The organism is Streptomyces sp. XD-27, from assembly GCF_030553055.1.
Lineage (GTDB): Bacteria > Actinomycetota > Actinomycetes > Streptomycetales > Streptomycetaceae > Streptomyces.
The window spans coordinates 2,888,840-2,902,452 of the sequence record NZ_CP130713.1 but is presented as its reverse complement, the minus strand read 5'-3'; the positions used below and the strand labels follow the sequence as shown (position 1 = coordinate 2,902,452).

The window sequence follows — 13,613 nt, the reverse complement described above, 5'->3', positions numbered from 1 at the left end:
GCCCGATCCCGCGTCCCAGGCTCACGGGAGTGCCTCGGCGGCCGAGCGGATGAGGTCGGTGGCCATGGCGCACGGCCGGTCCTTCGAGCGCGCCCCGCGAACGCTGAGCTGCACCGCCTCGAACGACCTCGCTCCGCCCCCGCCGGTGTAGGAGGGGCCGGCCACCTGCACGGTGCACGACCCTTCGCCGTCGTAGCCCGGCAGGACGACGGCCCGGCGCCCGTGGAGCCGGGTGCCGCGGCTGTTGTCCGCGTCCGAGAACCCGGGCCGGTTGAACCGCAGCTCCACCTCGATGTCACTGGTGGTGCTGAACCAGTCGCAGCTCCACCCTCCGAATCCCGGGTCCGGATCGCGGGCGTCGACGCCGGGCACGACGGCGAGGGCGCCGGTGTCGAGCATCGCGCAGGCGTCCTCGTTCGCCAGAGAGCCGGAAGGCAGGGAACGCCTGGCCAGTTCGCCCTTGTTGAGCCTGTCGACCGCGACGTCGGTGGCGGCGTCGGCGATCCGGCACAGGGGCATCCGCCTGTCGGCGGTCAGGTTCGCACTGATTCTGACGACGGTGTCCCTGACGCCGTCCACCGACAGCAGCCGGGTGCAGCCGTCGCTCTCGGGCTCGTCCGCCACGACGCTGACCCTCCCCTCCGTCCGCGCCGGACCGGCCGGCTCCGGCGGAGACGAGCTGTCGAAGTCCACCTGGACGTCCACGGCCTCGGTGCCGTCCCTGAGCAGGACGACGTCACACCGGTCGAAGTTCCCGTAGTCCTCGTCCAGGTCCGTCTCGCCGAACCGCTCGAACGCGGCGGGCTTCAGCAGAGCGCAGGGGTCGGCCGTACGGGGATCGTCACCGAAGACCCCTGCCGCGCCCGGCGCCGGGGCGCCCGGGCGGGAAGCGGAGCCCCCGTGCCCGTCCTCGGCCCCACCGCCCCCGCCCGCGCCGAGCAGCCCCGGCGCGATGAGCACGCTGGTGATCACCAGCGCCGTACCGGCGACGGCGATCCCGGCCGCGCGCCAAGAGCGCCGCCGGACGGCGGTGGGGATCCGCCGCCACCCTTTGGGGCCACCGCTGGGGGCACCTCCGGATGGCGGCTGGGGGAGCCCGCCCGCCGAGGGAGTCCGGGGGAGCTCGCCCGCCGGGGGAGTCCGGGGGAGGTCGTGCTGAGAGGCGTCCCGGCGGGGTGGCGGGAGCGGCACGGTCGCCTGGTCCAGGGGGACGGTCGGCAGCCGGTCCGCAGCCCCCGCGAGCGCCGTGAGCGATCCGCGGACCTCGGCGGCGGTGGGCCGGGCCCGCGCGTCGTACCGGAGCATCGCCGTGAGCACCTCGCGCAGCGGCTCGACGGCGGGGTCCATGGCATCCGTCCGGACCGCGCGCCCGGAGCCGCGCGGCGGCGGTTCCCCCGCGACCAGCGCGTACACCGTGGCCCCGAGGGAGAACACGTCGGACGCCCGCTCGGGTTGCCCCCGGAACGCCTCGGGGGATGCGTAGGCCGGGGTGAGGCTGACGGGGCCGTTGGGCGTGATCGTCTCGACGCCGTCGACCCGGTACGCGGCGCCGAAGTCGGCCAGCTTGGGCACCCGGTCGTCGGTGATCACGATGTTGCTCGGCTTGACGTCGCAGTGCACGATGCCTTCGGCGTGCAGGGCGGCCAGCGCGTGCGCGATCTGCGCCCCTATGTGGGCCGCGAGCTTCGGCGGCAGCTGCGCCTGCGCGTCCAGGCTCCCGCCGGACACGTGCTCCATCACCAGCCAGAGCGTGACGTCGCCGCCCTCGACCTGGCGCTCGGCGCCGTACAGGGTGACGACGTTCGGATGGCTGAACCTCGCCAGCGCGCGGGCCTCGGCCATCAACTCGTCGAAGGCCGCCGCCTGCCCGTCGTCCCCGCCTCCCCCATATAAGGCCCGCTTGAGGACGACGGGCCGGCCCAACTCCTCGTCGACGGCGAACCAGACCTCGCCTCTGCCTCCGTTGACGGGCCCCTCTGTGAGCCGGTACCTGCCGACCTTCTCACCCCGGCGCACCAGTGACTCTCCCCTCGGATCAGACGGGACTGGGATCGCGCTGCTGACTGGCGCGCGTCGAACTTACTGGGCGGAGGGGTGGGTCCACAGCGATTCCGGCGTACTGGGGAGGTGGCCGGGCCGGGGTGGGCAGGGGGCGCGGGAAACACCGGAGGCGCGACACCGGCAGGGTGTCGCGCCTCTGCGCGGTGCGGCCGGAGGGACTCGAACCCTCACGGGTGTTACCCCACTGGGACCTAAACCCAGCGTGACTGCCAGTTCCACCACGGCCGCGAGCCGTCAGCACGCACATCGTATCGGTTGGCTACCACGTCGGTACGCAGTCGGGCGCTACGCCCCGGCTTGGCGTCGTCGTCCGCGGTTTCGGCACCACGTATCCGTCGTCGCGTGGCAGTTCGGGCAGAGATAGCGCAGGTTCTCCGGGCGATTGTCGAGCCAGTCGCCATTGACGTGATCAATCTGCAGAGTGATCGACTTGCCGCGCCACTCGCCGCCGTTTCCGCAGAAGTCGCACCGATAGGGGACCCCGATGCCGCGGAGGGCCCGGTGGAGCCGTTCGCGGTTGACGCGAGGCGATCCGTCGGAGTGCATCCGGAGGACCTCGTTGGCGGGGCGTTTGGGCGGGGTGCACATGGCCGCCCGCCTGCTCTTTCGTGTGAAGTGCGACGTATCGAGGCGGAGTTGGCTCGCGCATCGCTGGACGCGGCGATGATTGGCGTCATTCACGGCGAGCCCCAGCCTGCGCATGACGTCGGCGTAGCTGGTGGCCTTGCTGATCGCCTCTCGTAGCTCGCCGTCCGGGAGGGCGAGGCGTGACGAGGTGAAGTGGCGCGTGTCGATGTGCTGCTCACGGAGCATGCGCCCGAGCGCTGCGCGGGACCTGCCGTCGTCGGGAACGCCGAGTTCGCGCGCCACCCCGCGCATGCTGCTCGCCTTGGCCGCGGCGGTCGCCAGCTCCTCTGTGGTGAACGGCAGGTCGGGGCGCGAGCGATGCATACCGGGGAAGTGGCTGATGTCGATTCCCGCCGCGGCTATCCGGCGCCGGAGGTGCGAGAGCGTGCCCGTGGCAGGTCGGGCGCCGAGCTTGGCCGCGACCTCGCGGAGGCTCGTCGAGGAGGCGGCGGCCGCGGCGATCTTCTCGTCCGGGTACGCGCGCCATGGGCTTCGCCGCGTGAAGTGTCCGGTGTCCAGGCCGTACTCGGCCACCATGCGCTGGAGGACGCGCCGTCGGCCGCCGCTTTCCTTGACACCGAGGCGCCGCATCAGATCCGCCCACCCTTTCGACTCGGCGACGGCGGCAGCCAGCTTGCCCCGCTCGTACGGGTCAGACATGGTCCCTCCCCTGTCGGCCGCCTGTCGCAGCCTCGCACTGAGTAACGAACCGACAGCCGGACGGTCACGCGCCGAACGGCGCGAGGTCCCGCGCCGGCGGGCGCGGGACCTCGGGAAGGGGATGGAGAGAGAAGGCCGGATCAGAGGCCCAGGTCCTTGATGATCTTGGCTACGTGGCCGGTCGCCTTGACGTTGTACAGCGCCCGCTCGACCGTGCCCTTCTCGTCCACGATGACCGTCGAGCGGATCACGCCCGTCACGGTCTTGCCGTACAGCTTCTTCTCCCCGAACGCGCCGTACGCCTCCAGCACCGCCTTGTCGGGGTCGCCGAGCAGCGTCACCTTCAGGTCCTCCTGCTCGCGGAACTTCGCCAGCTTCTCCGGCTTGTCCGGGGAGATGCCGATGACGTCGTAGCCGTGTCCGGCGAGGAAGTCGAGGTTGTCGGTGAAGTCGCAGGCCTGCTTGGTGCAGCCCGGGGTGAGGGCGGCGGGGTAGAAGTAGATGATCACCTTGCGGCCGGCGTGGTCGGCCAGCGAGATCTGCTTGCCGTCCGCGTCGGGGAGGGTGAAGGCCGGGGCGGTGTCGCCGGGCTGGAGTCGCTCGCTCATGGGCTCTCTTTCCGAAGGTGCGTGGTGCGGAGGATGGCGATGGTGCTCGGAGGATTGCGACGGCGCGTCGTCGGATCGCGGTCGTGCGCCGTCGCGGTGGCTACCTACCGACATTAACCAGGAGGGGCAAACGGGGGTGCTGTGGGGCACGGTGAGGACGGAACTGACAGACTGTCCACCACGGACCGATCGGGATCGACAGACTTGTGACGGAGGCAGCGCGGTGTCGGATGCGAGGACCCCTGCGCAGATCGAGGCGGACATCGCCAGCAGGCGGCAGGAGCTCGCCGTGACGCTCGACGAGATCGGGGTGAAGCTCCACCGGATCCACCCGAAGACGATCATCGGCGACGCCAAGGCGAAGGCGGCGTCGGCCGTGGATCGGACCGCCGGGCGGGCCTGCGAAGCCTGCCGCCGCGTGGCGACCACCGTGCGTGGCCACGTGATCGCGGAGGACGGCTCGCCGCGCCTGGAGCGCATCGTCCCGGTCGCGCTCGTGGTGGTCGGGGTCGTCGGTCTGATGGGCAAATCCGCGCGCCGCCGCAGGGGGTGACCGCCGCCGCAGCACGGGCCCTGTGGCGCGGGCGCGCCGCCCGGACAGGTACGGTCTTCGCGTGAGTGCGAAAACCTCCCATGACAAGCTGCCCATCCGGATGCTGCACGACCGGGTGCTGGTCCGTACCGACATCCCCGAGGGCGAGCGCCGCTCGACCGGCGGCATCGTGATCCCGGCCACCGCGGCGGTCGGCAGGCGGCTGGCCTGGGCCGAGGTGGTGGCGGTGGGGCAGAACGTCCGGACCGTGGAGGTGGGCGACCGGGTGCTGTACGACCCCGAGGACCGGGCCGAGGTCGAGGTCCGCGGAGTGGCGTACGTGCTGATGCGCGAGCGGGACCTGCACGCGGTCGCGGCCGAGCGGCTGGAGGGGTCGGAGGACTCCACCGGGCTGTATCTGTAGCGGTCTGCGGCGCACCGGCTTCAGCGAAGCGCGCAAAGAGGGTGGTGACCCCGGTCACCACCCTCTTTGCGTGTCCTTGCTACGGTCGAGGACATCCCGACGAGACGCGCCGTACCGGGTCATGCCAAGACGACGCACCCCTGTAGATCCCTGTACACGGAGGTGCCGCCATGGCCTGGGTCCTGCTCATCGTCGCCGGTCTGCTGGAGGTCGGCTGGTCGATCGGGATGAAGTTCACCGACGGGTTCACCCGGCTGTGGCCCAGCGTCTTCACCGGCGCGGGCATCGCCGCGAGCATGCTGCTGCTGTCGTACGCCGCCAGGACCCTGCCGATCGGCACCGCCTACGGAGTGTGGGTCGGCATCGGCGCGGCCGGCGCGGCGGTGCTCGGCATGCTGGTGCTCGGGGAGCCGGCCACCGCCGCGCGCGTGTTCTTCGTGGTGCTGCTGCTGGTGGCCGTCGTGGGGCTGAAGACGACGTCGGGCCATTGAGTGACGTCGGCCATCGAGTGACGTCGGGCCGGTGAGCGTCGTCGGGTCGTTCAGCGGTGTCGGGCCATTGGTCCAAGGGGCGGGCCCCGGACCAATGGCCCGCCTGGCGCTAGCCCGTCGTGCCGCCGTCGAAGCCGCCGCCCGGGTCGCCGGGGTCGCCGTTCGTGCCGCCGTCGAAGCCGCCGCCGGGGTCACCGCCCACCCCGCCGCCCGCCGGGAAGTCCGGCGGCGGGGTGAAGGTCGGCTCGGTCGGGGGCACGGTCGGCGGTACGACGGTCGGCGGGATGGTCGGGGGCGTGGTCGGCGGGGCCGTCGTCGGCGGCACCCCGGTGGCCGGCGGGGGCGTGTTGGCCGGCGGCTGGGTTCCGGCCGGCGGCACCGACGGGGTCTGTGCGCCCTCCTCCAGCTCCAGGTCGAACTCCTTCGCCGGCTTCCCCTTCAACGCGTCGGCGGTGTACGCGGCCCAGATCTCGGCCGGGTAGCCGCCGCCGTTGATCCGGGGCAGCCCGGTGGCGCCGTACAGCGGCTGCTGCACACCCGTGTTGGAGTCCTGGCCCATCACCGCGACCACGGTGGCCAGGTCGGGGGTGTAGCCCGCGAACCAGGCGGCCTTGTCCTCCTCCGCGGTGCCCGTCTTGCCCGCCGCCGGCCGCCCGGCCTCCCGGGCGGCGAACCCGGTGCCGCCGGGGGACTCGACCACGCTCTGCAGGATCGAGGTGGTGGTGTCGGCGGCGGCGCGCGGCACCGCCTGCTTCACCTCGCCCTGCCCCGGCAGATCGACCTGCTCGCCGTCCTTGGTGATCTTCGTGACGAGGGTGTACTTGCCGTGCTTGCCGTGGTTGGCGAGCGTCGCGTACGCCTCGGTCATGTCCAGCACGCTCGCGGTCGCGGGACCGAGCGCGATGGAGGGGTAGGGGCTCAGGTCCGGGGTGTCCTGCGGGATGCCGAGCGCGACGGCGGTGTCCTTGACCTTGGCCGGGCCGACGTCCACGGCCATCTGGGCGTAGACGGAGTTGACGGACTTGTCGGTGGCCTGCGTGACCGTGATCGGGCCGTAGTTGTGGCCGTCCTCGTTCTCCGGTGCGTACGGGCCGCCGCTCCAGCCGGTGACCGGCCGCTTGGTGGTGCCGTCGTAGACCGTGTTCGGGGTGATCGTCTGGCCACTCTGGGTGGTGGAGCCGTTCTCCACGGCCGAGGTGAACACCAGAGGCTTGAACGTGGAGCCGACCTGGTAGTCGCGCCGCGTGGCGTTGTTCACGTACTGCTTGGTGTAGTCGATGCCACCGTAGAGCGCGACGACCTTGCCCGTCTTCGGGTCGATGGAGGCGCCGCCGGCCCGCACGTACTTGTCGACCTTGCGGTCCTTGCTGAGCTTGCTCATCAGCCGGTCCTGGACCGCGTCGACGAAGGCGTCCTGCTTCTTCCGGTCGATCGTGGTGGTGATCCGGTAGCCGCCGCGCCGCAGCGTCTGCTCGTCGATGATGTCGTTGCTGATGAGGTAGTTCTTCACGGCCTCGACGAGATAGCCGCGCTGCCCCGACATGGCCGACTGCGGCTTGATCTTGCCGGGCGCGGGGAAGGTCATCTTCTCCCGCTCGGCCTTCTCCAGCCAGCCTTCCTCCACCATGCCGTCGAGCACGTAGTTCCAGCGGGCGACGGCCTTGTCCTTGTTCTCCGGGTAGGCCACGACGTCGTAGAGGCTGGGGGCGTTGAGCAGGGTCGCCAGATACGCCGCCTGGGCGGTGCTGATCTCGTCGATGTCCTTGCTGTAGTACGCCTGGGCCGCGGCCTGGATGCCGTAGGCGTTGCGGCCGAAGTAGCTGGTGTTCAGGTAGCCCTCGAGGATGTCGTCCTTGCTCACCTCGCGATCCAGCTTGATCGCGATGAAGAACTCCTTCGCCTTGCGGGTGACCGTCTGCTCCTGGTCCAGGTAGTAGTTCTTCACGTACTGCTGGGTGATGGTGGAGCCGGACTGCTTGCCCTTGCCGGTGGCGGTGTTCCAGCCGGCCCGGATCATCGCCATCGGGTTGATCGCCGACTCGGAGTAGAAGTCCCGGTCCTCGGCGGCCAGCACCGCGTGCTGGGCGTTCTTGGGCACCTGGCTGAGCTGGACCTTCTCCCGGTTGACCTTGCCGTCGCGGGCCAGCACGGTGCCGTCGGAGTACAGGTAGACGTTGCTCTGCGCGGTGGCCGCCGCGTTGGCCGGGGGAATGTCGACGAGCATGTACCCGGTGACCAGGGCGCCCATGACGAGCAGCACGAGCAGCAGGAAGCCGCCCAGCACCATGCGCCAGGTCGGGAACAGCCGGCGCCAGCCCTTGCGCTTCGGCCGCTTCTTCTTGGTCTTCTTGGCCTTGCCCGCGTCCTTGGCGTCCGCCGCCGAGGACGCCGCCGGCTCCGGGGCGTCCGGGATCTTGGCATCCGGGATCTTGGCGTCCGGGGCCTTGGCGCCCGCGTCGGGGGCCTTGGCGGCCGGGTCCGCCGCGTCGACCGGGACCGGGACCACGACGGCCGGGCCGGTGCCCGTGCCGCTGCTGGTGGCGGCCGCCGGGAGGGCGGCCGTGGCGTCGGGGTCCTTGTCCCCCTTGGCCGGCCGGCCCCCGTGGCCGACTTGGCCGGCTGGTCCTTCTTGACGGACGCGGCCGGCTTGCCCTGCTTCGCGAGCGTGGGGGGCGTGGCGGGCTTGGCGGGCTGGTCCTCGGCGGGCGCGTCCTCCTCGCCGCCCGCGGCCGCGCCGTCCGCCTTGTCGTCGTCCCGGGGGGCCCAGGTGGGACCGGAGCGGGAACCCTTGCCGGAAGCGGAACCGGATGTGGAACCGGAATCGGAGCCGGATGCGGAAGCGGAAGCGGTCTTGCTTCCGTCCTTCGGCTGTGGGGGTTCCTGCTTTTGGGGCTCGTCGCTCATGTCTCCTGAGACTCCTCGTCCGCCGTCAAAGGTTGCGCCGCGGCGGGATGGTGGCGTGGCGGGCGATTCGCGTGGTACGCCCCATAAAACACTGTCGCATCATCCGTTCCGGGCCGAGGCCGTGGCGCGCACCCGTGACAGCTCTGTAACCGGCTGGACGGATGATTTTCCTCACACTATCGAGTGAAAATCCCCTGGCTCCTGTTCCGCCCGCCGCATAAGCTCCCGAGCTTCGGTGTTCGGAAGCAGGGAGGGGCCGTCGGATGCGGCTGTACGCGGCCGTCGCGGTGAGCGGCTTCAGACGTTACGCGACCTACCGGGTGGCCACCGCGGCAGGCGTGTTCACCAACACCGTCTTCGGTCTCATCATCGCCTACACCTATATCGCGCTGTGGGACCAGCGGCCCCATCTCGGCGGCTACGACCGGGATCAGGCGCTGACCTTCGTCTGGCTCGGGCAGTCGCTGCTGACCGCCGCCGCGCTGATGGGCGGCAGCTTCCAGGAGGAGATGCAGGAGCGTATCCGGACCGGTGACATCGCCGTCGACCTCTACCGGCCCGTCGACCTCCAACTGTGGTGGCTGGCCGGGGATCTGGGCCGCGCGGCCTTCCATCTGCTGGGGCGGGGTCTGCTGCCGATGGCGTTCGGCGCGCTGTGCTTCGAACTCGCCCTGCCCGCCTCGCCGCTGACCTGGCTGTCCTTCCTGTGCGCGGTGGCGCTCGGCCTCCTGGTCAGCTTCGCGCTGCGCTACCTGGTCGCCCTCAGCGCCTTCTGGCTGCTCGACGGGGCCGGGCTCAACCTGGTCAGCACGGTGCTGTCGGTGTTCTTCTCGGGCATGGCGCTGCCGCTCAACGTCTTCCCCGGACCGCTCGGCACGGTGGCCGAGGCGCTCCCGTGGGCCGCGATCCTCCAGGTCCCCGCCGATGTGCTGCTGGGCGAACGCCACGGCCCGGCCCTGGCGGGGGCGTTCGCCTTCCAGGCCGGCTGGGCGCTGGCACTGCTGGCCGCCGGTCGCGCGCTCCAGGCCGTGGCGACCCGGAAGGTGGTGGTCCAAGGTGGCTGATTCCCGTCCGTGCGAAGGTCCCCGGTCGTATGAGGGGTCCCGGCCGTACCGGGGTTCCCGGCTGTACGAAGGTGTTCGCGGATACGTCCTGATCGTGGGGATGTGGGTGCGCTCCACGATGACGTACCGCACCTCCTTCGTGATCACGACGTTGGGGAACATCGCCATCACCGCGCTCGACTTCGCGGCGATCGCCTTGATGTTCTCCCATGTGGAGAGCCTGGGCGGATTCGGGCTGGCCGAAGTGACCTTCCTCTACGGCACCAGCAGCACCGCGTTCGGCCTCACCGACCTGGCGCTGGGCAGCATGGACCGGGTCGGACGCCGGGTGCGGGACGGCACGATGGACGTCCTGCTGGTACGGCCCGTGCCGATCCTGGCGCAGGTCGCGGCCGACCGCTTCGCGCTGCGCAGAGTGGGGCGGATCATCCAGGGGCTGGTGCTGCTCGGCTGGTCACTGCCCCGGCTCGACGCCGAGTGGACCTGGGACCGGCTGCTGCTCCTGCCCGTGATGGTGCTCAGCGGCGCCGCCATCTTCGGGGCGGTTTTCGTGGCGGGCGCGGCCTTCCAGTTCTGGGCCAACGACGCCTGCGAGGTGCAGAACTCGTTCACGTACGGCGGGACCACCCTGCTCCAGTACCCGCCCACCGTCTTCACCCGCGAACTGGTGCGGGCGGTCACCTTCCTCGTCCCGCTGGCCTTCGTCAACTGGCTGCCCGCGCTGTACATCCTGGACCGCCCGAACCCGATCGGGCTCCCGGGCTGGACCGGCCTCGCCGCGCCGCTGGTCGCGGTCGCCTGTTGCGCGCCGGCCGGGCTGGCGTGGCGGGCGGGGCTGCGCACGTACCGGAGCACGGGAAGCTGAAAGGGAGTGACGAGGGTGGGCGTGGACGAGGCGGGATGCGTGGACGAGGCCGGATTCATCGAACTCGACGGGGTCGAGAAGGTCTTCACGGTACGGCGCCGGGCGGGCCTGGTGCGCCGGGAGCGGCGCGAGGTGCGGGCCGTGGACGGCATCAGCTTCCGGGTACCGCGCGGCGAGATGGTCGGCTACATCGGCCCGAACGGCGCCGGGAAGTCCACCACCATCAAGATGCTGACGGGCATTCTGGTGCCCAGCGGCGGGCGGCTGCGGGTGGCCGGGGTCGACCCGGCACGGGACCGCGCCCGGCTCGCGCGCCGTATCGGCGTGGTCTTCGGCCAGCGGACGACCCTGTGGTGGGACCTGCCGCTGCGCGACTCCTACGCGCTGGTGCGGCGGATGTACCGGGTCCCGGAGGCGCGGTTCCGGGAGAACCTCGACCGGTGCGTGGAGCTGCTGGACCTGGGCGAGCTGCTCGCGGTGCCGGTGCGTCAGCTCTCGCTGGGGCAGCGGATGCGCGGCGACATCGCCGCCGCCCTGCTGCACGACCCCGAGGTGTTGTACCTGGACGAGCCCACCATCGGGCTGGACGTGGTCAGCAAGGCGAAGGTGCGGGTGTTCCTGCGCGAGGTGAACGCCGAGCTGGGCACCACCGTCCTGCTCACCACCCACGACCTGACCGACATCGAGCAGCTGTGCCGGCGGGTGATGGTCATCGACCACGGGCGGCTGGTCTACGACGGCGGGCTGGAGGGGCTGCACGCGGTGGGGGAGAGCGAACGGACGCTGGTGGTGGACCTGGAGCGCGAGCTGCCGCCCATCGACGTGCCCGGCGCGCGGACGGTGAAGGTCGAGGGGCCCCGGCAGTGGCTGGCGTTCCCGGCCACCGCCAGCGCGGCGCCCGTTGTGGCCGCGGTGGCCGACGGCTATCCGCTGGTCGACCTCTCGCTCCGCGAGCCGGACATCGAGGACGTGATCGCCAAGATGTACGCGGAAGCTCGCTAGGCTGACGGCCATGAGCGACGACCTCCCCGACCTGCGGGCCTCCGATGCCGAGCGCGAGCGGGTCGCCGACGCCCTGCGGGACGCCGTCGCCGAGGGCCGGCTGACCATGGAGGAGTTCGAGGAACGGTTGGACGCCGCGTACCGGGCCCGTACGCATGGCGAGTTGGCGCCGCTGGTACGGGACCTCCCCGCGCCCGGCCGGGCCGTGGTCCCCGAGCCCCGGACCGACCCGTTCTGGGCCGCCCGGATCGGCCACCGCCCCACCTCCAGGACCGGTGTCGCCGCGCTCGGCGGATTCGAGCGCAAGGGCCACTGGGTGGTGCCGCGGCGCTTCACCGCCGTCGCCTTCATGGGCGGCGGTGAGATCGATCTGCGGGAGGCCCGGTTCGAGGACCGCGACGTGGTCATCCGCTGCGTCGCCGTCATGGGCGGGATCCAGGTGACGGTGCCACCGGAGGTCGAGGTGTACGTCACCGGGGTCGGCGTGGCAGGCGGGTTCGACCACCGGGCGGTCGGCGAAGGACAGCCCGGCGCGCCGCGCGTGACGGTCACCGGGCTCGCGCTGTGCGGCGGCGTGGGGATCCAGCGCAAGCTGCGGAAGGGGGAGCGCAAGGCGCTCAAGGCGCGGCGCAGGGAGGAGAAGGCGCAGCAGCGCAAGGAGCTGTGAGCGCCTTCACCCCGTGTGAGCGCGGTTCACCAGGGGCCTCGCCCAGGGTCTCGGGGGCTTCGCCCAGGGGCTCGGCGGGCTTCGCCCAGCGGCCTCGGGGGCCTCGGGGGCCTTGCCCACGGGCCTCGGCCACGGGCCTAAAGCGCGGCGGAGGCCGTGCCCTTGAGCTGCTTCAGGTCCAGTGCCTGCGCCATCGCCCGGTAGCCGGCGTCGCTCGGGTGCAGGTGGTCGCCGGAGTCGTACGCCGGACGCAGCCGCTGCGGGGCGGCCGGGTCGCGCAGCGCCGCGTCGAAGTCCACCACGGCGTCGAAGACCTTCCCGGCCCTTATCTGCTGGTTCACCCGCTCCCGTACGGCGTTCAGCGCGGGCGTGAAGCCGCGGTGGCCGTGGAACGGGGTCAAGGTGGCGCCGATGACGCGCAGTCCGCGCTGGTGGGCCAGCTGGGTCAGCCGCCGCAGCCCGGCCGTGATCTGCTCGGCGTCGGTCTCGTGCGGGTTGCGCAGGATGTCGTTGACGCCCAGCTCGATGACGACGGCCTTCACCCCCGTACGCCCCAGGACGTCGCGCTCGAACCGGGACAGCCCGCTGGGGTTGTTGGGCGGGAACCGGGTGCCGTCGGTGAGTACCCGGTTGCCGCTGATGCCCTGGTTGAGCACGCCGTAGCGGGGGGCGTCGGGCTCGTCGCGGAGCCGGCCCGCGAGGTAGTCCGTCCAGCGGCGGTTCGCGCCCGCGGTGGAGGTGATGCCGTCGGTGATGGAGTCGCCGAGGACGGCGACCGCGCCCTGGGCCTCCTTGCTCCACACGTCCACGGCGGTGACGTACCGCCAGTACGGGCTCTGCTGGGTGTAGGCCACCCCGTCGCTGTCCTCGGTGTGGTCGCCGTGGGCCAGGTAGGAGGTCTGACGGGCGTGCGGGTGGTAGGTGACCAGACCGGAGGGGGTGGGGGAGTACGTGGTGACCAGCAGGTCGGCGGCGGCGGGCACGGTCAGCCGCGCCGGGTCGCTGACGACGGACTGGCCCGCCGGGATGGTCACCGAGGTGCGCTCGCCGAACGTGAGGCGGCGCATGGTGCCGACCGCCGCGCTCGGGTTGCTGGGCGCGGCGGCGAGGGCCACCGAGGCGTGGGTGACCGTCAGCGGGCGGGCGCTGTACAGGTTCGACAGGTGGATGCGGACGCTGGTGCCGCCGATGCTGGTGCGCACGACGTTCCGTATCGACCAGTCCGCGAGACCGTCGTAGGTGCGGGGTTCGGCCGCGGCCGCGGAGGTGCTCCAGGTGCCCACCCAGGTGCCCGCGGAGGCCGGGGCGGCCGAGCCGCGGGCCGGGTGCGCGGGGGTGTCGACGTCGTCGGCTCCGCGGTCCACGCAGAGGAATATCGCGACCGAGACGAGGACCACCACGGCCGTCAGCGCAGCGAGCACGGCGAACGCCGTGCGTCTGGGCATCGGGGGCACGCTCATGTGCGGGTGACTCCTGGGGCAGGCGGGGCCGAGGGCTCCGCGAGGGACGGGACACGTGCGGTTCGGACTCACACACGTTCGGCGGCGCCGGTGCCGTCCGATCGGCCCTCCATGATCCCATGAGCGGGGTGACGGGACGCCGCAGGGGCCGGTGTGCCGCCGGGCCTGTGACACGACCGGTACGACGCGGGAACCCCGCCGGCGCTCCGGGAGTAGGGCAGGTGGGGACAATGCAGAAGGGGACGGCG

The 13,613-nt window shown here is 71.8% G+C and carries 12 protein-coding genes, 1 tRNA gene and 1 riboswitch; of the genes, 7 read left to right on the top strand and 6 right to left on the bottom strand.

Features of this window, described 5'->3' with window-relative positions:
• Positions 1-21: 21 nt before the first annotated feature.
• The 4 genes from Q3Y56_RS12220 to bcp form a co-directional block, all read right to left on the bottom strand.
• Positions 22-2,016, bottom strand: a complete 1,995-nt coding sequence (locus tag Q3Y56_RS12220) for a serine/threonine-protein kinase (protein ID WP_304461969.1) — start codon at positions 2,014-2,016, stop codon at positions 22-24.
• A 189-nt stretch (positions 2,017-2,205) separates the two neighbouring features.
• Positions 2,206-2,289, bottom strand: a tRNA-Leu gene (locus Q3Y56_RS12215).
• Positions 2,290-2,346: 57 nt separating this feature from the next.
• Positions 2,347-3,348 (bottom strand): HNH endonuclease signature motif containing protein, encoded by a 1,002-nt coding sequence (locus tag Q3Y56_RS12210; protein WP_304461968.1) that lies wholly within the window; start codon positions 3,346-3,348, stop codon positions 2,347-2,349.
• A gap of 140 nt (positions 3,349-3,488) precedes the next feature.
• Positions 3,489-3,956, bottom strand: coding sequence for a thioredoxin-dependent thiol peroxidase (gene bcp / locus Q3Y56_RS12205; RefSeq protein WP_304461967.1), 468 nt, complete (start codon positions 3,954-3,956; stop codon positions 3,489-3,491).
• Between the two features lie 223 nt (positions 3,957-4,179).
• Here bcp and Q3Y56_RS12200 point away from each other — a divergent pair, with 223 nt between their 5' ends.
• The 3 genes from Q3Y56_RS12200 to Q3Y56_RS12190 all read left to right on the top strand — a co-directional run bounded on the left by Q3Y56_RS12200 (position 4,180) and on the right by Q3Y56_RS12190 (position 5,403).
• The gene (locus Q3Y56_RS12200) at positions 4,180-4,509 is read left to right on the top strand and encodes a DUF3618 domain-containing protein (protein WP_304461966.1); all 330 of its coding nucleotides are present in this window, start codon (positions 4,180-4,182) and stop codon (positions 4,507-4,509) included.
• Between the two features lie 100 nt (positions 4,510-4,609).
• Positions 4,610-4,912, top strand: coding sequence for a co-chaperone GroES (locus tag Q3Y56_RS12195; protein WP_304465571.1), 303 nt, complete (start codon positions 4,610-4,612; stop codon positions 4,910-4,912).
• Between the two features lie 67 nt (positions 4,913-4,979).
• Positions 4,980-5,051, top strand: a riboswitch (guanidine-III (ykkC-III) riboswitch).
• A gap of 31 nt (positions 5,052-5,082) precedes the next feature.
• A complete protein-coding gene (locus Q3Y56_RS12190; RefSeq protein ID WP_304461965.1) occupies positions 5,083-5,403 on the top strand; it encodes a multidrug efflux SMR transporter in 321 nt (106 codons plus the stop codon).
• Between the two features lie 109 nt (positions 5,404-5,512).
• Here the strand turns inward: Q3Y56_RS12190 and Q3Y56_RS12185 are convergent, their stop codons facing one another.
• A complete protein-coding gene (locus tag Q3Y56_RS12185; protein WP_304461964.1) occupies positions 5,513-7,909 on the bottom strand; it encodes a transglycosylase domain-containing protein in 2,397 nt (798 codons plus the stop codon).
• 661 nt (positions 7,910-8,570) lie between these two features.
• Between Q3Y56_RS12185 and Q3Y56_RS12180 the strand changes: the two genes are divergently transcribed.
• The 4 genes from Q3Y56_RS12180 (at position 8,571) to Q3Y56_RS12165 (ending at position 11,905) form a co-directional block, all read left to right on the top strand.
• A complete protein-coding gene (locus Q3Y56_RS12180) occupies positions 8,571-9,371 on the top strand; it encodes an ABC-2 family transporter protein (protein ID WP_304461963.1) in 801 nt (266 codons plus the stop codon).
• Positions 9,372-9,471: 100 nt separating this feature from the next.
• Positions 9,472-10,236: an ABC transporter permease gene (locus Q3Y56_RS12175; protein WP_304465570.1), complete on the top strand. Its 765-nt coding sequence runs from the start codon at positions 9,472-9,474 to the stop codon at positions 10,234-10,236.
• A gap of 39 nt (positions 10,237-10,275) precedes the next feature.
• Positions 10,276-11,238 (top strand): ATP-binding cassette domain-containing protein, encoded by a 963-nt coding sequence (locus tag Q3Y56_RS12170; protein WP_304465569.1) that lies wholly within the window; start codon positions 10,276-10,278, stop codon positions 11,236-11,238.
• 10 nt (positions 11,239-11,248) lie between these two features.
• The gene (locus Q3Y56_RS12165; RefSeq protein WP_304461962.1) at positions 11,249-11,905 is read left to right on the top strand and encodes a DUF1707 domain-containing protein; all 657 of its coding nucleotides are present in this window, start codon (positions 11,249-11,251) and stop codon (positions 11,903-11,905) included.
• A gap of 137 nt (positions 11,906-12,042) precedes the next feature.
• Here Q3Y56_RS12165 and Q3Y56_RS12160 read toward each other — a convergent pair whose 3' ends face one another.
• Positions 12,043-13,350 (bottom strand): SGNH/GDSL hydrolase family protein, encoded by a 1,308-nt coding sequence (locus tag Q3Y56_RS12160; protein WP_304461961.1) that lies wholly within the window; start codon positions 13,348-13,350, stop codon positions 12,043-12,045.
• Positions 13,351-13,613 lie beyond the last annotated feature (263 nt).